17 protein-coding genes and 1 tRNA gene are annotated in these 20066 nt (G+C 37.1%); 10 read left to right on the top strand and 8 right to left on the bottom strand.

What is annotated here, in order from left to right; translation table 11 throughout:
• Nucleotides 1-10 precede the first annotated feature (10 nt).
• Nucleotides 11-1390: an efflux transporter outer membrane subunit gene (locus HQN83_RS23855; RefSeq protein WP_217277460.1), complete on the top strand. Its 1380-nt coding sequence runs from the start codon at nucleotides 11-13 to the stop codon at nucleotides 1388-1390.
• A gap of 28 nt (nucleotides 1391-1418) precedes the next feature.
• Here the strand turns inward: HQN83_RS23855 and HQN83_RS23860 are convergent, their stop codons facing one another.
• The gene (locus tag HQN83_RS23860) at nucleotides 1419-1880 is read right to left on the bottom strand and encodes a type I restriction enzyme HsdR N-terminal domain-containing protein (protein WP_173094060.1); all 462 of its coding nucleotides are present in this window, start codon (nucleotides 1878-1880) and stop codon (nucleotides 1419-1421) included.
• 46 nt (nucleotides 1881-1926) lie between these two features.
• Between HQN83_RS23860 and holA the strand changes: the two genes are divergently transcribed.
• Both holA and HQN83_RS23870 read left to right on the top strand, forming a co-directional pair.
• Nucleotides 1927-2952: a DNA polymerase III subunit delta gene (gene holA / locus HQN83_RS23865; RefSeq protein ID WP_173094062.1), complete on the top strand. Its 1026-nt coding sequence runs from the start codon at nucleotides 1927-1929 to the stop codon at nucleotides 2950-2952.
• Nucleotides 2953-2978: 26 nt separating this feature from the next.
• Nucleotides 2979-4019, top strand: a complete 1041-nt coding sequence (locus HQN83_RS23870) for an NAD(P)-dependent alcohol dehydrogenase (RefSeq protein WP_173094064.1) — start codon at nucleotides 2979-2981, stop codon at nucleotides 4017-4019.
• Nucleotides 4020-4167: 148 nt separating this feature from the next.
• Here the strand turns inward: HQN83_RS23870 and HQN83_RS23875 are convergent, their stop codons facing one another.
• Nucleotides 4168-5508 (bottom strand): serine hydrolase domain-containing protein, encoded by a 1341-nt coding sequence (locus HQN83_RS23875; protein WP_173094066.1) that lies wholly within the window; start codon nucleotides 5506-5508, stop codon nucleotides 4168-4170.
• Between the two features lie 314 nt (nucleotides 5509-5822).
• On the opposite strand from HQN83_RS23875, the gene HQN83_RS23880 reads away from it, so the two are divergent.
• The 5 genes from HQN83_RS23880 to HQN83_RS23900 all read left to right on the top strand — a co-directional run bounded on the left by HQN83_RS23880 (nucleotide 5823) and on the right by HQN83_RS23900 (nucleotide 11449).
• Nucleotides 5823-7499: a sensor histidine kinase gene (locus HQN83_RS23880; protein ID WP_173094068.1), complete on the top strand. Its 1677-nt coding sequence runs from the start codon at nucleotides 5823-5825 to the stop codon at nucleotides 7497-7499.
• The gene (locus HQN83_RS23885) at nucleotides 7496-8254 is read left to right on the top strand and encodes a LytR/AlgR family response regulator transcription factor (RefSeq protein WP_173094070.1); all 759 of its coding nucleotides are present in this window, start codon (nucleotides 7496-7498) and stop codon (nucleotides 8252-8254) included. Before HQN83_RS23880 ends, HQN83_RS23885 begins: the two co-directional genes overlap by 4 nt.
• Nucleotides 8255-8265: 11 nt before the next feature.
• On the top strand, nucleotides 8266-9780 hold the full coding sequence (locus HQN83_RS23890) for a TlpA family protein disulfide reductase (protein WP_173094072.1): 1515 nt from the start codon (nucleotides 8266-8268) through the stop codon (nucleotides 9778-9780).
• A 292-nt stretch (nucleotides 9781-10072) separates the two neighbouring features.
• Nucleotides 10073-10894 carry an O-fucosyltransferase family protein gene (locus HQN83_RS23895; protein ID WP_173094074.1) on the top strand — a complete coding sequence of 274 codons (822 nt, stop codon included), beginning with the start codon at nucleotides 10073-10075 and terminating at the stop codon, nucleotides 10892-10894.
• Nucleotides 10895-11035: 141 nt separating this feature from the next.
• Nucleotides 11036-11449 carry an EVE domain-containing protein gene (locus HQN83_RS23900; protein WP_173094076.1) on the top strand — a complete coding sequence of 138 codons (414 nt, stop codon included), beginning with the start codon at nucleotides 11036-11038 and terminating at the stop codon, nucleotides 11447-11449.
• 2 nt (nucleotides 11450-11451) lie between these two features.
• Here HQN83_RS23900 and HQN83_RS23905 read toward each other — a convergent pair whose 3' ends face one another.
• Both HQN83_RS23905 and HQN83_RS23910 read right to left on the bottom strand, forming a co-directional pair.
• Nucleotides 11452-12651, bottom strand: coding sequence for a cation:proton antiporter (locus HQN83_RS23905; protein WP_173094078.1), 1200 nt, complete (start codon nucleotides 12649-12651; stop codon nucleotides 11452-11454).
• A gap of 41 nt (nucleotides 12652-12692) precedes the next feature.
• The gene (locus HQN83_RS23910; protein WP_108206728.1) at nucleotides 12693-13214 is read right to left on the bottom strand and encodes an acyl-CoA thioesterase; all 522 of its coding nucleotides are present in this window, start codon (nucleotides 13212-13214) and stop codon (nucleotides 12693-12695) included.
• 171 nt (nucleotides 13215-13385) lie between these two features.
• Between HQN83_RS23910 and HQN83_RS23915 the strand changes: the two genes are divergently transcribed.
• Nucleotides 13386-14876, top strand: coding sequence for an alpha-amylase (locus HQN83_RS23915; protein WP_173094080.1), 1491 nt, complete (start codon nucleotides 13386-13388; stop codon nucleotides 14874-14876).
• 29 nt (nucleotides 14877-14905) lie between these two features.
• On the opposite strand, the gene HQN83_RS23920 is transcribed toward HQN83_RS23915, so the two are convergent.
• Entirely contained in the window at nucleotides 14906-16174 is a 1269-nt protein-coding gene (locus tag HQN83_RS23920) for a type IX secretion system plug protein (RefSeq protein ID WP_173094082.1), read from the bottom strand.
• On the bottom strand, nucleotides 16171-18099 hold the full coding sequence (locus tag HQN83_RS23925) for an ABC-F family ATP-binding cassette domain-containing protein (protein WP_173094084.1): 1929 nt from the start codon (nucleotides 18097-18099) through the stop codon (nucleotides 16171-16173). Before HQN83_RS23925 ends, HQN83_RS23920 begins: the two co-directional genes overlap by 4 nt.
• Nucleotides 18100-18138: 39 nt before the next feature.
• Here HQN83_RS23925 and HQN83_RS23930 point away from each other — a divergent pair, with 39 nt between their 5' ends.
• Complete coding sequence (locus HQN83_RS23930) at nucleotides 18139-19176, top strand: quinone-dependent dihydroorotate dehydrogenase (RefSeq protein ID WP_173094086.1); 1038 nt, start codon at nucleotides 18139-18141, stop codon at nucleotides 19174-19176.
• A 575-nt stretch (nucleotides 19177-19751) separates the two neighbouring features.
• Here the strand turns inward: HQN83_RS23930 and HQN83_RS23935 are convergent.
• Nucleotides 19752-19928: a spore protein gene (locus HQN83_RS23935; RefSeq protein WP_173094088.1), complete on the bottom strand. Its 177-nt coding sequence runs from the start codon at nucleotides 19926-19928 to the stop codon at nucleotides 19752-19754.
• A 29-nt stretch (nucleotides 19929-19957) separates the two neighbouring features.
• Nucleotides 19958-20028: transfer RNA gene (locus HQN83_RS23940), tRNA-Cys, on the bottom strand.
• Nucleotides 20029-20066: the final 38 nt, after the last annotated feature.

The raw sequence follows: 20066 nt of genomic DNA on the forward strand, positions 1-20066 counted from the left end.
AATGAATACAATGAGAAAATATATAGGGCTGGTAATTTTGCTGACAGTATTGGCTTCGTGCCAGGTGTCAAAGAAATACGAAAGGCCAACAATAAATACCAACAATCTTTACAGAGATCAGCAGAATACAGACACAACTACGATAGCCACAATGCCCTGGCAAAAGTTGTTTAACGATCCTCTTTTAATAGAACTGATAACAGAAGGGTTACAGCAAAATCTGGATTTAAAGATAGCCGTTGAAAATATCAATGTAGCTAGAGCAAGTTTTAAACAAAGCAAAACTACCTTTTTACCAGACTTAAACGGTAATGCAAGTATAACCCAATCAAAGCTAGCTTTTCCGCAAGGCTTTGGTATCATCAGCTCCTCAACTCAATATGATGTTGGACTAACAGCCTCTTGGGAAGCAGATATCTGGGGTAAGTTAAGAAGTAGTAAACGAAGCGCATTGGCAGGTTTATTGCAAACTGAAGAAGCAAGAAAGGCTGTTCAAACACAATTGATCTCTGATATCGCAAATAATTACTTCATGCTTTTGGCATTGGATGAGCAACTGATGGTTTTAGAGAAAACAGTTGTTAACAGGAAAACGGATGTAAGTACTATGAAATCTTTAAAAGCAGCCAACATCGTAACTGGTGCAGCCGAGGTACAGAGTGAAGCTAATCAATATGCTGCGGAAGTGGCTATACCACGTTTAAAAAGGCAGATCAGAGAAACTGAAAATGTGATGAATGTTTTACTTACTCGTCAGGCTGGCTCAATAGACAGGAAATCTCTCGAATCTCAGCAATTGCTTTTGGATTTGAATATTGGTATTCCTGCACAATTGCTTCAAAACAGACCCGATGTTAAACAGGCAGAGTATGCTTTTATGAAAGCTTTTGAAATAACTAATGTCGCCCGACAATCGTTTTACCCGTCACTGAATATAACGGCCTCAAGTGGTTTTACCAGTTTTAGTTTTAAAGATTGGATTACGCCATCGGGTTTGTTTGCAAATATTGCAGGAGGGATAACGCAGCCCATTTTTAATAAAGGAGCAAACAAAGCAAGGTTAGCAACAGCGAAGGCTGCTCAACAGGAATCAGCGTATTTGTTTCAGAAATCCTTATTAAAAGCAGGAGAGGAGGTCTCTAATGCATTGTTCTCTTACCAAACAGCAATTGAACAGCAAAGCATAAGAACTAAACAATTGCAGTCGTTACAGAAGTCTGTAGATTTTACCAAGAAGCTATTGCGTTATAGTTCTGCTACAAATTACACAGATGTATTAACGTCTGAACAGCATCTATTGTCGGCAGAACTGGATAATATTGGAGATAAATTACAGCAGTGGCAAGCAGTAATTAGCCTTTACCGCGCTCTTGGCGGTGGTTGGCAATAAAAAATAACATAGAGAAGACGGTTTGTTTTTATAGAAACTGATATTCAGGAAGGTCTTTTATAAAAACAAACTGTTCCTCTTTGTGGTCTATCGTTGCATAACAATGCATTAATCCGTTAGTTACTACCAACCATTTTGCCTTATGGATGGAGTTGTATCTTGATGCCTGATCAAATGTAGCTTGAGTAATTTTTACAGAAGGCGCTTTACATTCAATCACCATAATCCTTTCGCCGAGCCTATTAAATATTACAATGTCGCTTCTTTTTTGAAGTTGATTTAAGTTAAGGCCGCCCTCTATTTGAATAAGTGACTTTGGAAACTTCTTTTCCAGTATCAAAAACTGGATAAAATGTTGTCTAACCCATTCTTCTGGCGTAAGTACCAGGTGTTTTTTTCTTACTTCGTCGAAGATAAAATAACGCGACTCCTTTAATGTAATCTTGAAAGGATATTCCGGCAGGTTAAGTGGTGTAGGTGTAAATGACATTTCTGTAAAAATAGGCAAAAAAAATTATCTAAGTTTACACCATAATATGAGTGCTGCAGATATAATCAAAGACATTAAAGCCAGAAAGTTTAAGCCTGTATATTTATTACACGGCGAAGAACCTTATTACATAGATCAGATCATCCATTATATGGAAAGTAATGTGTTGAATGATATGGAAAGGGGATTTAATCAAACTGTTCTGTATGGGAAAGATACAGATATGGCTACCATAATGAACGCTTCCAAGCGCTATCCTATGATGTCTGATTATCAGCTAATCATTGTAAAAGAAGCTCAGGATTTGAAGTGGTCTAAGGAGACAGAAGGCAGCAGTAAAGAGGCTGAGTTTGTGCTCAACTACTTTGACAAACCTATGCCAACCACCATTCTGGTACTGGGTTATAAGTACGCCAATTTCGACAAGCGTAAGAAGATTTATAAAGCCATTGATAAGAACGGCGTGATATTTCAATCTGAACTGGTAAGAGATTATAAGTTAGCAGGGTGGATAGACGATCTTGTAAAAGAGAAGGGGTATAAAATTGCACCACAGGCTTCTGCTTTAATGGCCGAATATCTGGGCACAGATCTTTCAAAGATTGCTAATGAAATTGAGAAACTGCTTTTAAATATCACCAAAGAAACCACAATTGATACTGATCTTGTTCAACAGAACATCGGGATCAGTAAAGAATACAATGTTTTTGAATTGCAGAAGGCACTGGCGGTAAAGAATGTTTTAAAATGTAATCAAATCATTAATTACTTTGCCGATAACCCTAAAGCTAACCCGATGGTTATGGTTATGGCCAACCTGAATTCTTATTTCTCAAAGATCTTAAAATACCATTACCTACAGAATAAAGGAGATGCAGCTAAAGAGTTGGGTGTAAATCCATACTTCGTTAAAGATTACGAAGCAGCAGCCCGTAGCTATAGCCTAAACAAAACCTTTGATATCATAAGCTTATTAAGGGAGTACGATTTAAAGAGTAAAGGGGTAGATAGTACAGGTAATACTACTGATGGCGAGCTGTTGAAAGAATTGTTATTTAAAATGCTACACTAATCATTTTTCAATAAAATAAATTAACTATGATACAAGCCAAAGGATATGCAGCACAAGATGCTGAAACAGATTTAGCAGCATGGGATTTTGAGCGTAGAGAAGTAGGACCTCATGACGTTCAATTGGAAATATTATATTGCGGAGTTTGTCACTCCGATCTTCACCAAATAAAGAACGATTGGTTCCCCGGGGTATTCCCAATGGTACCTGGCCACGAAATTGTTGGTAGGGTAATTAAAGTGGGTGATCATGTAAAGAAGTTTAAAAAGTATGATCTGGCCGGTGTTGGATGTATGGTAGATTCTTGCCAGACTTGCGAAAACTGTAAGCAAGGATTAGAGCAATATTGCCTTGAAGGTAGTACGCAAACCTATAATAATAAAGGTAGGGATGGCGTACCAACTTATGGAGGTTATTCAAACAACATTGTTGTTCGCGAAGAATTTGTACTTCATATTTCAGATAAATTGCCACTTGCAGCAACAGCTCCATTGCTTTGTGCAGGTATTACTACATATTCGCCTCTGCGCCACTGGAAAGTTGGTAAGGGACATAAACTAGCCGTTTTAGGTCTTGGTGGTTTAGGCCACATGGGTGTTAAGTTTGGTGTAGCTTTTGGTGCAGAAGTAACTGTACTAAGTACATCAGCTTCTAAAGAAGAAGCGGCTAAAGCTTTAGGTGCACATCACTTTGTAGTGACTTCTGATCCTGCTCAGGTTGATGCAGTAAGAGGTTCATTTGACTTTATCCTTGATACTGTTTCTGCAGAGCACGATATGGATATGTACTTGTCATTACTAAGAACAAGTGGTACACAAATTTGCGTTGGTGTTCCATCTCAGCCTTATGCAATTCAGCCTTTTTCATTACTGGGTGGTCGTAAAAGTATTGCAGGTTCTGGTATCGGAGGTATCGCTGAAACTCAGGAAATGCTTGATTTTTGCGCTGAACATAACATCGTTTCAGATATTGAAGTTATCGATATTAAGGATATAACAGCATCGTATGCGAGAATGCTTAAAGGCGATGTGCGTTACAGATTTGTAATTGATATGACTACGCTTTAATATATAATCATTTAAAAGAGGATGCCCAAAAGGCACAATCATCATTCTGAATTTATTTCAAAATCCCGCAATTGCTATTCAAAACCTTGCTAGTGCGAGATTCTGAAATAAATTCAGAATGACGATTAACATAAACATAGGAAAATCTTTATTGGTCTTTTGTCAGTACAAAAGTGGCTCCACCTTGCTGAAACGTCATTTGCTTTTTTTCAACATCAAAAGTTCCAGTAATACCTGCAGATTCGAGGGCAAATACATTCGCTTTTACCGGTTCAAGCGGAAAGGCTGATTGTCCTGTTGCCTGACCATAAAGAATACCATCTTTCTTAGTGATCGCAATTTTAAAGGGTAATTTATCTGTTGAATAGATGCCTAAGTATTGATCGAGGTCTTCTGGTTTAACAGAAAATGTATTAGCATACGAAGGGATAGTGTAAGGCTTATTAAACGCTATACTTAGCACACCGATTGTCACATTGTTCATTAGGGTGTTTACTCCATTTGCAGTAATAGCAATGGCAGTTTTGTCTGTCGGATAATATGCAAGTACCGATTGGAAACCGTCAATACCTCCATTATGCCCATAACCTTGTCGTTCATAAAAAGGTATTACAAACATTGCCATCCCATAATTTCCTTGCAGAGTTTTCATTTGCGTAAGGCTCTCCTGACTAATCAGCTTGCCATTAAACAAGGCATCTATAAACTTTACCAGATCTGAAGGGGTGGAAACCAGAGCTCCGGCACCACAAGGAATGCTCATATCTGTCTCTGAATCTGGTGTCCAGCTACCAATCCATTTATAAGAATTAGCCTCCTTATTTGATGGATTTATTTTACCTCCATAATAAGTGTCTTTTAATCCTAGTTTTGTTGTTATTCTTGCTTTTAAAGCTGCATCATAGGTTTTCTTATCAAGTTTTTCGATAATAAAGCCTAGCAGTACGTAATTGGTGTTACTGTATTCGTGTTTGCTTCCCGGCTCAAAGACAGAGGCATGTTGAAACTTAGCCAGTAGTTCTTCCTGACTTACCTTTTGAGCCAGAGTAGCAACGTAACCCGGATCGTTGGTGAAATTAAATAGTCCACTGCTATGGTTCAATAGATTCGCAATCGTAATTTTCTCAGCATTGGGTAATTGAGGGAAATAGGTAGACAAAGGTGTGGTGAGGCTAAGTTTACCTTCCTGAATCAATTGAAAGATCATTGTTCCGGTAAACATCTTGGTGATTGAACCGATACGATATTTTGTTTGTGGTGTAGCGGTTATAGGTTTAGCACTGCTACGGTTGGCATCTCCAATTGCTTTACTATAAACAAGCTTACCATCAAGCATTACCGCAAGGCTCATCATCGCCTTATTATTTTTATCAAGAGCATTGAGTAAACTATCTAGCTTTGCTTTATTGAGAGGGGGCGAAGCAGTTTGGGCACAAGAGCTAAAGGCAATGAAGAATAAAAGGGATAAGAAAGCTATTGTTTTTTTCATATTAGATTAGGAAGATAAGATACTATTTGCTCACAAAGAGCGGAAGTTAAGCGTTAAAATAAAGATAACAATTTTCTATAAGAGTATTAAAGTTCATTTAGTTGAATGATAAATACTCTTTGATTTTGCATAAACGAAAGCTTATATCGTCCAATTCAAAATAATCTCTACAAGATTCAAATCTGCATATACAAAAAGAGTTCGAAAGCCTTTACTTTGAGGTAACATAAATTTCAAAGAAGCAGATGCGCAGTATTGTTATATTCATATTTATCATATTTTCTCAAATCTATTGCTATGCACAAAAGCTAGAGATGGAACTAGATAGTATTAATCCAATCATCCAGAATGATAGTCATGGTGATTCTATCAGAAAACATTTTTCATATACCTTTTATAGCCATGAAGCAAAAATGACAAAGCAAAAGAATCTGATGATGATGGCTTTCTTTTCCAACAAATTAGCAGTCAACCATGAGTACGTACTATCGAAAATACCGGAGCTAAAACTACTTCGCAGTCCTAAGGCATATGAAATAATATCTAGACCTTTTAATAGCTATTCAGGTGCCTATGCAATACCTATATTCGATTCTACCGGAATCATGTTAACTGTAAATGGTATAAATGCTTCAAACGTGCAACAATACCAGTTTCGGGTACTGGAAGATAATCAAAAAATTGTGATGCCATGGACCAGGCCTAAGTTATTTACCAAAGCATATATGATGACAAAGATTGCCGATTCAACGAAAATCGATGAATTTGCAGCCTACCTGGGTCAGTTCAAAGGAAATTACGGAACTTCTCTGACCTTTCAGGTAAGAGACATCAATACTCCTGACAGTATAAACACATCAATGACTGCCTATTGGTTAAAATGGAAGCCTAGAGTAGTAGGTGTATTTACCTTTTCCCAACTTCCTGAATTTTTGACCATTTTTAAACAACAATGGAAGAGGATGTCATTTGGTGAAGATGCTAAAGACTGGAGTGCAGACTCTACACTTCTAAAACTTAAAAAGAACTTCCGTCATGATGAGAATAACTTAATTTTCTATCTAGATGATATCATTATATCAAAGAACATCATCGAGTATAGGTTGGTAAAAGAAAGCGACAGCACGAAATGGGCTGTAAACGATTTCGACTTCAATCTGGTTTGGCTCAAAAATTTGTCACCTGGCAATTATGAACTGCAAATACGCTATAGCGTACAGCGGATGAATGTCTGCAAATATTTATTTACAATACAGGCGGCGTGGTACCAGACTCTATGGGCCAAAATAGGGCTTACAGTAATCGGCCTGCTCGCCATCGGTTTTGTCGTACTCCTATGGCGTTCAAGAAAACAAGCTGAAAAACTAAAAGCGCAAGGGACACAAAAACAATTGGTGCAAACCGAACTAAAATCTATTCGATCTCAGTTCAACCCGCATTTTGTCTTCAATGCTCTCAGTTCTATACAAGGTCTTATTACAAAAAACGATTCGGAGAATGCATCAAAATATTTAATCGAATTCAGCAACTTGATGCGTGATTCACTAAAGGCAACTAATAACGAATTTGTAAGCATTTCAAGTGAAATAAAGATACTGGAGAACTATTTGAATCTTGAAAAATTGCGTTTTGGCTTTAATTATAAAATAGAAACAAGCCCCCAAGTAGACACCAATGCAATTGAAATTCCGAGTCTATTTTTACAACCATTGGTAGAAAATGCAGTAAAACATGGAATATCCGCCCTACAAGAAAAAGGATACCTAACCGTATCATTTGAAAAAGTGGATAACGATATGGTTGTTCAGGTAACAGATAATGGTAAAGGGTTTAATGAAAATGCTGAATCTAAGGGGTTTGGCCTGCAGTTAACAAAAGAAAGAATTAAACTATTGAACCAAACACTCAATGACCAACAAATTAATTTTTCGGTAAAAAGAATGAATGATAAAACACAAGTGATTATTCATTTCAAAAATTGGTTAATATGATAAGAGCCGTAATTATTGATGACGAAAAAAACAATATTGAAAATATTGTACAGCTACTACAAAAACATGAACTGCCAGTAACCATTGTAGGTTCTGCCACTGATGCCGACGACGGGGTTGCAACAATTGCAGCAACCAACCCTGATTTATTGTTTTTAGACATTCAAATGCCCGAAAAGAATGGATTTGATGTACTTAAAGCATTGCCACACCATCAGTTCGAAGTCATTTTTGTTACGGCTTTTGATCAATATGGGATACAGGCCGTAAAATTCTCTGCTATAGATTACTTACTAAAACCCATCAATCCTGATGAATTAAAAGTATCGATTCATAAAGTAGAAGCAAAGCTTAATCGGAAAAAGGAGAACCTTCAACTGGAAAATCTGATGGAACTAATTAGAGACAAAGACGCTAAAAAAGACCACAAATTAGCGTTAGCCTCAACTAAAGAAATCAGATTTGTGCATACTGAGGAAATTATTCGTTGCGAATCATCTAACGCCTACACTCAATTCTATTTAACTGACGGAAAGAATATCATGGTGTCAAAACCCATTTTCGAATATGAAGAATTATTAGCGAGTTATGACTTCATTCGCTGCCATCAATCTCATTTAGTAAATAAGAAGTTTATAAAAAGCCTGGTCAAAGAAGACAGTGGATACCTTTTATTAAACGATAATACCCGTATTCCCATCTCCAGGGGTAAAAAAGAAAACCTACTAAAAGCTTTACACACCGTTAAAAAATAAACCCAAACGCTATGAAATATTTAATGTTTTTCTTCCTGTCATTCTACTGCATTCAGTTAAATGCACAAAGTGTTTCTCCTATTACAATGGAGGATAAAAAAATGGATGCCTATCTCATCAATCGCAAACCAGCCATATTGACTATTCTGGTGAAAAATCTTCCGGATAGCATTAAAAAAGTAGATGTGCAGTATACGCTGGTACAGCTCGGAGCAGGGTTCCAGGTTAAAAAATATACGGAAACTGATGCTACAGGGTTATCGAAAATAACTCTTGATCAGAACTTACCTTATCAACAAATATGGTTAAGCGTGGGCAATTATTTATACGCAGGCATATATGTAAATGAAGAATTAACTGTTACCATCGATGCAGGTAAAACATCAAATGCTAGCGTTTACATGATTGGTGATGGAGTAGCGTATTCAGGTAAAGATGGGGAGTTGAATACAGTAATGAATAAAAATGTGTTGTTTAAAAAGAAGGAAAAAGAACTTATACAAGATAGCTTGGGGAGTTTACGCAATTCAAGGAAAAAGTATACTGTTGATTCCTTCCTATTTAAAACCGACTCTATTCGCAAACAACTAACAGAAATAGATAACGAGTTCATCGCTAAGTTTCCTAATTATGGTTGGGCGGTTAAAAATGAGACTTTGTCTGAGTTTTATGGAAATCTTTGTGTAGCCTACTGGGGTAATGATATGCCTGATAAACTTTTTAAAGAAGTTAAGAACCATAAACCTTATTTTACAAGTAATGATGGCGCTTTGTATTATCAGTATTTGAAGAGTTACACTCAGGATATAAAACCAAATAGGCTTGAAAATACCTTGAAATTATGCGACAGCCTATATACAGAACAGAAATCTGATATATTAAAGCTATATTTTTTGCGATCAGAAAAAGATAGCTTTTCCGAGTCTTATCCATCGATTATCAATAGTATCAAAACAAAATGGTGTAAGAAAATTGCAACGGATGAATTTGCTAAAGCTACTATTAGTCAAAAAAAGATAGATAGCTTGTTTGCCTTATCTAAAACATTAGAAGCAGTAAATATTGGCACTCCATTGATGAAATTACCATTCGAAGCTAATCTATATCAATTAGATACACTAACAAACGTTAATGATTTTATACTTAATCTAAAATCAAAGTTCTCAAAAAAAGCACTTATTGTTGACTTTTGGGCCACCTGGTGCGCTCCTTGTTTATCGGATTTACCATTTAGTAAAAGTCTTCATGAGAAAAACAAAGATCTAGCTATAGAATACGTTTACCTATGTACTACTGATGGTTCAAATATTGATGTATGGAAAAATAGAGTTGCAGACCTGCAAATTCCAGGCACCCATATCTTTGTCAATGAAAAAATTATAGCCCAATTAAAAACTGCATTTAATGCAGAAAGCGGGTTCCCATCTTATGTGGTCGTAGATGTTAATGGTAAAGTGAATCCTAAAGTAATCACAAGAATGGAGATGTTAGATAGAGATAGTATAAAGAAGGTAGCAGGGCTATAATTTGTGTAAGTATCTATAGATATTAATAAATACCCGTAGATTGATTTTACATAAGTTTTTTTTAACAGATACTGGCGTTTTCTTTTTTTGCGCAAAGATATTGGCAGATGCACAAACGCCTAGCAATGCGTAAATTTTTTGTCTATCTGCTAAATTTATAAGATTAGGATATCTAAAAATGTAAAACGCGTACAATGTTATATAGTAAAAAATATTATTTTTACTATATAACATTTGCAACTAAGAAAATAAGTTTTATAAATGGCGATAACTAATAAAAAATAGATAAAAAATGGAAGCGCTTTCAAAATATCCCAATATTGAATTTTCAGGCTCTATAAAGCAGCATGGATTATGTATAATAGATAGTAGGGTTCATGGTCTTTTTGCAAGTTTCTACTGCATTTTATACGGGTTATACATTTGTGAAATGGAGGACATCGAGCCAATAATTTTACTTGGACCTAATCATTTATACTATGAAGAGGAACATGGAAGTAATATTTTTAATTATTTTTATTCGCAGGAATATGATGCTATTCCTGAATTGGGGAAGATTCTTGTGGTAAATCCTATTCCTTTCTTGTATTGGTGCCGAATTTCTACTTCGGAAAAACTAAAAGCCAACATGTTGATAAAGAAATATTTCAATCTCCAGATTGAATTCAAGAAGCTTATTAGGTTATTCAAGAAGGAGAACTTTGGCAAGAGCAGAATCCTTGGTGTTCATTACAGAGGAACTGATAAAATTCAGGAAACCGATCTACTGCCATTTCGAATATATGTAGAGAAAATAGATTTTATGTTGAAGAATAATATGTGCGATAGAATATTCTTCTCTACTGATGAATTGAGATTAAGGTTATATATGGAAAAAAGATACAAGAAAAAGCTAATTATGTATGATCTTGAAGGTGATTATAAAGATACTTTAAAGAATAATAAAGGCTTACATTTTTCTACTTCAAGTCCATTCTTACATGCTAAAGATGCACTTATGGAGTGCTATCTACTTTCAGACTGTACCATGCTTTTAAGTTCTCATAAATCTTCAATGTCATTGTTCGCTACATTTCTCAATCCGAATTTAATCCACATCATTATTGAACCCTAAAAAAAGTGAAGTAATTCTTCTCTTTTGAAGATAGTATTCTTTTCCCATTACTAGTTATTTTGCAGATGTAAATAATAAGGAATAAAAGTATATTTTTGTCAACGGTTTTGTCAATGAGCACATGTAAAACCCTTTTTAAATATGAATAAAACACAACATTGGTTAGTAAAATCAGAGCCTTTTAAATACAGCTGGGATAAATTTAACGAAGACGGCAGAACCTTTTGGGATGGTGTACGCAACTATCAGGCACGTAACAACCTGAAAGAGATGAAAGAAGGCGATCTGGTTTTATTCTATCACAGTAATGAAGGTAAAAACGTAGTCGGTATAGCGAAAGTGGTAAGAGAGTTTTATCAAGATCCAACTACCGACGATGCTAACTGGGTTGTAGTTGATCTGGCGCCGGTTGAAGCATTAAAAAATCCGGTAAGTCTGGAGCAAATCAAAGCAGAAGAAAGCCTAAAAGATGTTTCTTTAGTTAGACAAGGCAGACTATCTGTAATGCCCCTTAAAGCAGAAGAATTTGATAAAATACTAGAGATGGGGAGCTAAACTCAATGTATCCCAGTATAAGGTTCTGCTCTTACATATTTCTTAGTTAAGAGCAGGCCTACACTCATGATCAAGCTCGATCCCAACACCACCACAAACAAGAAAGAAGTCCCTATTTCAGGAATCTTAAGCGCATGAGGCAAGTTAAAGTACAGTAAAATACTAATCAACCCTCTGGGAGCAATAAAACTCTCAGCGCCGCTGTTTTCCCTTCTAAATATTTTAAGATATACCACCCTAATCACAAAGATAGAGGCGAGCATAATCAACCCATTCACAATAACAATTTGATCATTCAATTGATAAATGTTCATTGTAAAACCGAATATCACAAAGAAAAACGTTCTTAAAATAAAAGCACTTTCAGCCGATAACTGATGTAGCTGAGTTAAGTCGGTGGCTAAGTTCTTGTAAATAAATTTACTCCTGAACCACGCATATTTAATAGTGTCCGCATTGTTCAAAAACAAGCCAAAAGAAAGTATTAAAACAAGGGCCGACAAATGATACGACTGCCCAATCGCATACACCATTATCAATATAGAGATGATCAGGAAGAACTTAATGTGATGCGCTATTTTCCCCATAATATACAACAACACGATGCAGGAAATAGCCGATAACACTACTATCAATATTGTATTTAACCCCAATCCTGTAAACGAAGAGGTAGAAATATGAGGATTAGAAATTGCAAAGTTGAACAGTATAATCCCCAGAATATCAGAAAACGAAGACTCATAAATGATAAACTCTTTGCCCTTTTTAGATAACGCTGCGGCGGATGGAATGGCAATAGCAGAACTAACTACACTAAAAGGAATTGCGTTACTAAAGCAAGTGTAAAGATCGCGACCGGTAATCTCGTATATAATAAAGGTGATCACAGAAACCGAGGCAACCAGTATTACCAAAGCCGATAGAAATGCACCTTTAATAATTTTATTCTTATCCCGATCATACTTAAGTTCAAGAGAGCCCTCAAAAACGATCATGATTAAACCCACAGTACCGAGGGCAGGTAAGATCTTTAGAAAATCAAAAGTTTCAATCTTAAGATTATCTACAAGTACGCGCAAGCCTATTCCTAAAATCAGTAGCAATAGTACAGATGGCAATTTAGTTTTACTGGCAACAAGGTCAAACAAATAAGAGAAGATGACCAGTCCGCTTAAAATAATCAGTGTAGTGTAGGTCGTCATTTTTCCTATTTATTTAATAACAGCATTCCTGCTGTTATTGTTTACTCCTTAAAAAATAGGGCTTTCAATTCAATAGCATCATTAGGCAACATTTTACCACTCAATATTAAACGCAATTGTCTTCTTCTTAAAGCCCCGGCAAATAATTCAATTTCTTCCTCAGTTTCAGGTTTTAATTCCGGAACAGGGATCGTTCTTCCACTCTGGTCAACAGCTACAAAAGTATAGTAAGCCTCATTAGATTTCACTCTACTTCCCGAAGGGATATTTTCAGCCCATACATCAAGTCTTACCTCTACAGAAGTATTAAATGAACGGGTAACCTTGGCTTCAATAGTAATTACATCACCAAGTTTTATGGGTTGTTTAAATGATACATTATCCACAGAAGCAGTAACCACAATTCTATTGCAATGTTTTTGAGCCGATATTGCAGCTGCAATATCCATCCAATGCAATAATCTTCCACCCATTAAATTATTAAGGGTGTTGGTATCGTTGGGTAAAACCAACTCATTCATTATGGTGAAGGAATCCTTCGGATTTTTAGCTTTTGTACTCATCTCAGCACAAAAGTAAGTAAAATTCAACAGACATCACTTTTACCGGATAAAAGCAGGATGTTAAAGTTAATCAAACTATGACGCCAAGTTTCTTGTTGATTGTGTATCTTAGATGTATGTTATTTTCTAGTATCCCCGTTGTCATTAAATTATCTCCATCATTGTAGGGGCATGAAAAATCAAACGCTGATACAATATTTTCACTGGTATTATCAAGAAGACGTTAAGCTATGGGCGCGAGTAGCCGAAGAAGTATCCACACTTGTTGATTTAGGGGTTACAGGCGCTTGGTTACCACCTGCTTACAAAGCAACTTCAGGCGATACATCCGTAGGTTACGACTGTTATGACCTCTTTGACCTTGGCGAATTTGATCAGAAAGATTGCGTAGCCACCAGGTACGGAACCAAAGAAGAATATATAAATGCAATCAGCACATTAAAGGCCAATGGGATAGCTACAATTGCCGATGTGGTACTTAATCACAAGGCTGGGGGAGATGAGCTTGAGAAAATAAAAGTGCGCAAAGTAGATCCTCAAAACCGTAAAGAATTCATTTCGCCGGTTATAGAAATTGAGGCATGGACTAAATTCACCTTTCCCGGCCGCCAAGGGAAATACTCAAGTTTTATATGGGATTACCGCTGTTTCAGCGGCCTCGATTTTGCTGCAAACTTAAAAGAGGGAGGGATCTTTTCCATACAAAATGAATTCGGCGAAGGATGGGAAGATGTACCTTCTAAAGAACATGGTAACTATGATTACCTGATGTTTAATGATATAGAATCAAGAAATCCGGCGGTAAGACAAGAGCTAAAAGAATGGGGCGAGTGGTATTACAATACCTGTGGGATGGATGGTTTTAGGATGGATGCAGTAAAGCACATTTCCCATAAATTTTTAAATGAGTGGATAGACCACATGAAGAACACCCTTAAAAGAGAGTTCTTTATAGTAGCCGAAAATTGGGTGGTTGATAATGTAGAGGACCTTGAAACATACATAGAACTTACCGAAGGCCGGATGCAACTCTTCGATTCTGTCTTACACCACAATTTATATGTTGCCAGTCAGGAACATGAAACATACGACCTTAGCAAGATTTTCGAAGGAACCTTAACAGAATTAAAGCCATGTTTATCAGTCACATTTGTTGACAACCACGATTCTCAACCTTTGCAGGCATTAGAGTCGTTTATAGAGGTCTGGTTTCGCCCATTAGCATACGCACTTATCCTTTTACGTGAACAAGGGATGCCCTGTCTGTTCTATCCCGATCTTTATGGCTGCTCCTATAAAGACAAAGACCATAATGGCAATGAAATAGAGATAGAACTCTCAGCAGTGTTTGAACTGCCTAAGTTATGTGACGTCCGTAAAAACCTCTCCTATGGCGTCCAACACGACTATCTGGATCATCCAAATTGTATCGGATGGACACGAGAAGGCACAGATGAGCACCCTCATTCCGGCATTGCCGTAGTGATGAGCAACAGTGGTCCTGGTGTTAAAAACATGGAAATGGGACTTAAACATGCCAACAAAACTTTTATAGATGAGCTTGGTAATATAACCGAACCTACGATAGTAAATAAAGATGGATGGGCAACGTTTCTATGTGCCGAGAAAAGCGTTTCTGTGTGGGTATTAAAACCAGACTAAGGCTGGATTAAAACCAAACTAAAGCCTATTTACCGTTTTACGTTGCCAACGTTCGAATAGCCTATTAATTCTTCCCAGCGCATACCCGGTTTTTTATAATAAGCAAATACCTGATAGGTATTTAATGTTTCAAAGAAAGAACCCTCAAAAACTGTCTGATCAATTTTTCCGGTATCCTTATTTAACCAAATATATTTGTAGTCGTAAAGCCCTTGCTTAAGCAATATGTTGCCATAAAAGCGCTTGCGCGACGAGTCATAATTAAGCTTACTTGCTTCGTTTAAAACATAATTGTTAAAACGGCCAACAACATAAGCATCACCATTTGGGGTAGGAGGTACGGCATTTAAAGTGAAAAGAACATTCGCGTAATCACCCTCAGTTGGGTCATCGCTACCTTCCTTATTCCTGATAAAGAAATTACCATTTTCATCAACCAGATTGCTGTATTTAGCCTTACTGGTATTGATGTCCTGAAAAAGAACAACATTCGTTGCAGAGTCTTTAATAATATCTTGCACATTGTCGCCCTTGTAGCGCAAGCTGCGGATATCAAACTTTCTAAACTCATTACCTGCCGGAAAATCATTGCTGTTTATCTCATTGTAAGCCAATGAACCCGGCTTAATAAAGTTTGGTTTTGTGTTTACAATTGCCGTCTGGGGATTTCCGTTTTGCATCACTATCGCTTTCAAATCCGTATACGGGTTCTGAATTGGCGATTGATGTAAGATAGTGAAGTTAACTTTCTGATTGCTAAAACGCAGTGATACCTGCGAACTGGCCACCACATCTACAGCGATATTGGCCGTGTTATTTACCACATAAAACTGCTGAGAAATAACCGGTTTCTGCTGATTACCCTCTTCATAAACCTTTAAAATATAGTTGCCTGCAATTTTAGGTTTAATCTGACTGTTCGGTAAAGTTAAGTGGTAGTGGGTGTACTTTTGGATAGTCCCAAAAGAGTATTTAAAGTCACTGATCCTGTCTTCAGTTAAGGTTTCCAGATAATCAATGGTTGATAAGCGAGACGATTTCCAGTCCGAAGTGCAATGCTCAACCGTGTACCAGTAGTTTTTGCTACCTGCATTCAGGTCGTCAAATGAAAACACTAAGAATTCGCTTGATTTTAAAGTAATTACCGGTAGGGACTGTTCTTTTTGCGAGTTGTAACACTGTACCGTTTTTATTTGAGGCTGGTACACCTTGTTTTCATATACAAATTGCTGATTTTGAGCAACAGCAATTTGTATACTTAACAACAGTAAAAAGAATAATCCTGCGGGTTTTATCATTTACTTTCTAGTTCCATTATGTCAGAAGCCAGCTCTTCCCAAGTATTTTGGGCAGTATCTAACTTATGTTTGGCAGCTAAATATCTCTTATTTGCTTCGGCAAGTTTACCTGCGTCCGAATAAACTGCCTCATCAGCAAGCTCAGCCTCAACAGCTTTAACGTCCGATTCAAAAGAAGCAACCTCAACCTCAATCTTTTTCAATTGATCGTTTAGCTTTTTAAGCTGTTGCACAGTGTTTGGCGCAGCAGGTTGTTTTTGTTCAATTGCTTTTTTAACCTCTTTTACCTCTTTGTCAGGTCTAACAGGAATATCGCTAGGTTTTGCAGGAGGTCTTTTGCTATTCCACTCTTCGTATTCAGCATAAGTTCCAGGATATTCTTTAATGTCTTTATCCTCAATGAACCAGATTTTATTGGCAACATTATCTAAGAAATACCTATCGTGAGATACTGCAATAAAAGTACCCTCATACTGCTGTAAAGCCTGAATAAGGATGTTTACAGATTGTATGTCAAGGTGATTCGTTGGCTCATCCAGAATCAGGAAGTTAGAGTCAGTTGTTAGCGATTTAGCCAAAGCAACCCTCGATTTCTCCCCTCCGGATAATACACGGATTTTCTTAAACACATCATCACCCGTGAAAAGGAAACATCCCAATATACCACGTAATTCAGTGTCAGTATGTTTAGGCGCAAAAGCCTGTAACTCTTCAAGAATGCTGTTTCCAAGGTGTAACGACTCCAATTGATGCTGCGCAAAAAATGTAGTAGTAACATTATGACCAGTTTCACATCTACCTGTAAAACCTTCAGCCTCAGCAATAATTCTCAGTAAGGTCGATTTACCTTTACCGTTGGCACCAATCAAGGCAATTTTATCACCTTTCTCGATGATACCTTCGGCATTATCAAGAATATCCACATTAGGATAGCTCTTAGTAGCACCCTCAATTGTAACTACGTGACGGCCTGAAGGTTTAGAGAACTTAAACTGGAAGTTTACAGTAGGGTTGTCATCATCAACATCCTCTACGCGCTCCATTTTATCCAAAGCCTTCATTCTCGACTGAGCCATTTTAGCTTTAGAAGCTTTCGCTCTAAAACGTTCAATTAAGCGCTCTTCCTGCTTAATTTTAGCCTGTTGATTTTTGAATTCTCCTTTTTGAATTTCACCACGCAATGCTTTTTCTTCAAGGTAGAAACTGTAATTTCCAGCATAAGAAGTTAACTTTCCTTTGCGAGATTCAACAGTTTTGTTTACCACCTTATCTAAAAAGTACCTATCGTGAGATACAATTACAATAGCACCTTCAAAAGTTAAAAGGTAAGTCTCTAACCATTTAATAGACGGTAAATCCATGTGGTTGGTAGGCTCATCCAGTAACAAGATATCAGGAGTTTGCAATAGAATTTTAGCAAGCATAACACGCATACGCCAACCTCCAGAGAAGGTATTTAGCGGTCTTAACTGATCCTGAGTACTAAAACCCAAACCGGCCAGAATCTCGTTAGCTCTATATTCTATATTATACCCGTCTAAAGCTTCAAATTCCTGTTGCTTATCGCTCAGTTTATTTAAAACTTCTTCAGAATAATCTGTTTCTATTTTTTTAAGTAGTTCTTCAATCTCATCGTGCAATTGGTTTTGGCGTTCAAAAGCCTCCATTGCAACGTGTAATATACTATGGTGAGAATCGTAAGAAAGTAAATCCTGGTTTAAGTAACCTATTTTTAAGTCTTTAGACATAGAAATAGTACCCGAAGAAGGAGCATACTCACCTACTATTATTTTTAAAAGTGTAGATTTTCCTGTTCCATTGGCACCAATTAGCCCAACTCGGTCTCCCGGTTTAATGTGCCAATTAGCCTCGTCATATAAAGCTCTGGAGCCTATCAGGAATGTTAAGTCGTTTATCGAAATCATGTGGCTGCAAAAATACAAACAAATTCCTATCTTCGTCCCATGTACCGTTTAATTAAGCCTATATTTTTTCAATTTGATCCCGAAAAAGTTCATTATTTCGTCGTTAAGCGATTGAAATGGTTTCATGATCACTTCCCGCTTGGTCAAACTATCCTTAGAGGGAGCTTTGATGTTAACATTAAGGGACTTGAGCGCGAAGTTTTTGGTATTAAATTTAAAAATCCTGTAGGTCTTGCGGCAGGTTTTGATAAAAACGGAGAGTACATAGAAGCATTAAGCGATCTTGGCTTTGGCTTTATAGAAGTTGGAACAGTTACACCTTTGCCTCAGCCGGGTAATGATAAACCAAGGATGTTCCGTTTGCAGGATGATGATGCAATTATCAATCGCATGGGCTTTAACAACAAAGGTGTAGATACCCTTGCTGAAAGACTTAGATTGTTAAAAAGCAAAAACAGCGACATCGTTGTTGGCGGTAACATCGGTAAAAACAAAAACACTCCTAATGAGGATGCGCTAAGCGATTATATAAAATGTTTTGACCGTTTATTCGATGTAGTCGATTATTTTGTAGTAAACGTAAGTTCTCCAAATACGCCAGGATTAAGGGCATTGCAAGAAAAAGAACCATTGATGCAGCTGTTGAATACCTTACAGCAACGCAATAGTAAAAATAACATCAGCAGACCAATTCTGCTTAAAATAGCTCCAGACTTGACTAATGAACAGCTCGACGATATCGTAGAGATTGTAATGACGACAGGCATCGCAGGGGTTATCGCTACCAATACAACTATCGATAGGAGTACTTTACAAAGTCCAGAGCCACTTAGAAGTGAAATGGGAGGCTTAAGTGGTAAGCCACTAACCAATCGTTCTGTTGAGGTGGTGAAGTATTTATCTACCAAATCAAACAAAGCATTTCCAATCATTGGAGTAGGAGGGATTCATTCTCCTAAAGATGCGCAGGCTATGCTTGATGCAGGTGCTTCATTGGTTCAGTTGTATACTGGTTTCATTTATGAAGGTCCGGGACTGATCAAAAGAATCTGTAAAGAGCTAGTTCGGAAACATTAAAATATTTCATGAGATTGAGGAAGTTTGAGGTCATTTGACTTTGGGCTTAAGCTGCTTCGCGCCTAGCTTTGAGTAACACCACAATCGTTGCAGGATGAGTCTACCTTGAGTCCACCTTTTTTCTAGGAAAACGTGGACTCAACGTGGACTGACTGTGGACTCACCGTGGACTGACTCGAGCCCGAGTTGGGAGAAGCACAAAGGAAAATAAGGATTAACTCCGTCGTCCTGAGTTTATTTTGCTTCGCAGCTTCTTCGAGGTCAGGACCTCGCACTAGCAAGGCTTTCTTTCTCTTGAGAGATGCTGAAATAAATTACCAATGACAGATTGTTTTTTAAACACTCTGCTAATGTGTTCGTCATGCCGCCGAAGGGCGGTATCTCGCACTAGCTAGGTTTTCTTTCTCTTGAGGGGTCCTGAAATAAATTCAGGATGACGACCGATTATACAAAATTGTCATTACCACTTTTTTGTATTTTTTCTAATGCTAGGCTCTCAGCATGACGATCGTAAAACTAAAAAGGGTAATCATGATTCATGATTACCCTTTTAATTCCTTTTAGAAAAGACTTACTTATGCGTTAGCTGTAAGTTTTAATAAAACTGCGTTGTTTTTAGCTAACTGATCTTTTGTAGATTGACGTGAACGGCTACCTAATTCGATGTTAGTAGCAAGTTTCAAGTTTTTCACATCTAATTTTGCGAAAGTTTTATTTCTTCTGTCTTTTCTTTTTAATCTAGTAACTGCCATGTTAATCTTTTTTATTTATTATAAACTTGAGGTCGAGAGCGGATTCGAACCGCTGTAGGAGGTTTTGCAGACCTCTGCCTAGCCACTCGGCCACTCGACCCTACTGATTTTCAGGTTGCAAAAATAGTAAATAATACT

The sequence above is a fragment of the Pedobacter foliorum genome (genome assembly GCF_013266735.1).
GTDB lineage: Bacteria > Bacteroidota > Bacteroidia > Sphingobacteriales > Sphingobacteriaceae > Pedobacter > Pedobacter foliorum.

What these genes read in the sequence shown, in the direction of transcription:
- HQN83_RS23855 (WP_217277460.1), top strand. Translation starts at nt 11, where the DNA reads ATGAGAAAATATATAGGGCTGGTAATTTTGCTGACAGTATTGGCTTCG.
- HQN83_RS23860 (WP_173094060.1), bottom strand. Translation starts at nt 1,880, where the DNA reads ATGTCATTTACACCTACACCACTTAACCTGCCGGAATATCCTTTCAAG.
- holA (WP_173094062.1), top strand. Translation starts at nt 1,927, where the DNA reads ATGAGTGCTGCAGATATAATCAAAGACATTAAAGCCAGAAAGTTTAAG.
- HQN83_RS23870 (WP_173094064.1), top strand. Translation starts at nt 2,979, where the DNA reads ATGATACAAGCCAAAGGATATGCAGCACAAGATGCTGAAACAGATTTA.
- HQN83_RS23875 (WP_173094066.1), bottom strand. Translation starts at nt 5,508, where the DNA reads ATGAAAAAAACAATAGCTTTCTTATCCCTTTTATTCTTCATTGCCTTT.
- HQN83_RS23880 (WP_173094068.1), top strand. Translation starts at nt 5,823, where the DNA reads ATGGAACTAGATAGTATTAATCCAATCATCCAGAATGATAGTCATGGT.
- HQN83_RS23885 (WP_173094070.1), top strand. Translation starts at nt 7,496, where the DNA reads ATGATAAGAGCCGTAATTATTGATGACGAAAAAAACAATATTGAAAAT.
- HQN83_RS23890 (WP_173094072.1), top strand. Translation starts at nt 8,266, where the DNA reads ATGAAATATTTAATGTTTTTCTTCCTGTCATTCTACTGCATTCAGTTA.
- HQN83_RS23895 (WP_173094074.1), top strand. Translation starts at nt 10,073, where the DNA reads ATGGAAGCGCTTTCAAAATATCCCAATATTGAATTTTCAGGCTCTATA.
- HQN83_RS23900 (WP_173094076.1), top strand. Translation starts at nt 11,036, where the DNA reads ATGAATAAAACACAACATTGGTTAGTAAAATCAGAGCCTTTTAAATAC.
- HQN83_RS23905 (WP_173094078.1), bottom strand. Translation starts at nt 12,651, where the DNA reads ATGACGACCTACACTACACTGATTATTTTAAGCGGACTGGTCATCTTC.
- HQN83_RS23910 (WP_108206728.1), bottom strand. Translation starts at nt 13,214, where the DNA reads ATGAGTACAAAAGCTAAAAATCCGAAGGATTCCTTCACCATAATGAAT.
- HQN83_RS23915 (WP_173094080.1), top strand. Translation starts at nt 13,386, where the DNA reads ATGAAAAATCAAACGCTGATACAATATTTTCACTGGTATTATCAAGAA.
- HQN83_RS23920 (WP_173094082.1), bottom strand. Translation starts at nt 16,174, where the DNA reads ATGATAAAACCCGCAGGATTATTCTTTTTACTGTTGTTAAGTATACAA.
- HQN83_RS23925 (WP_173094084.1), bottom strand. Translation starts at nt 18,099, where the DNA reads ATGATTTCGATAAACGACTTAACATTCCTGATAGGCTCCAGAGCTTTA.
- HQN83_RS23930 (WP_173094086.1), top strand. Translation starts at nt 18,139, where the DNA reads ATGTACCGTTTAATTAAGCCTATATTTTTTCAATTTGATCCCGAAAAA.
- HQN83_RS23935 (WP_173094088.1), bottom strand. Translation starts at nt 19,928, where the DNA reads ATGGCAGTTACTAGATTAAAAAGAAAAGACAGAAGAAATAAAACTTTC.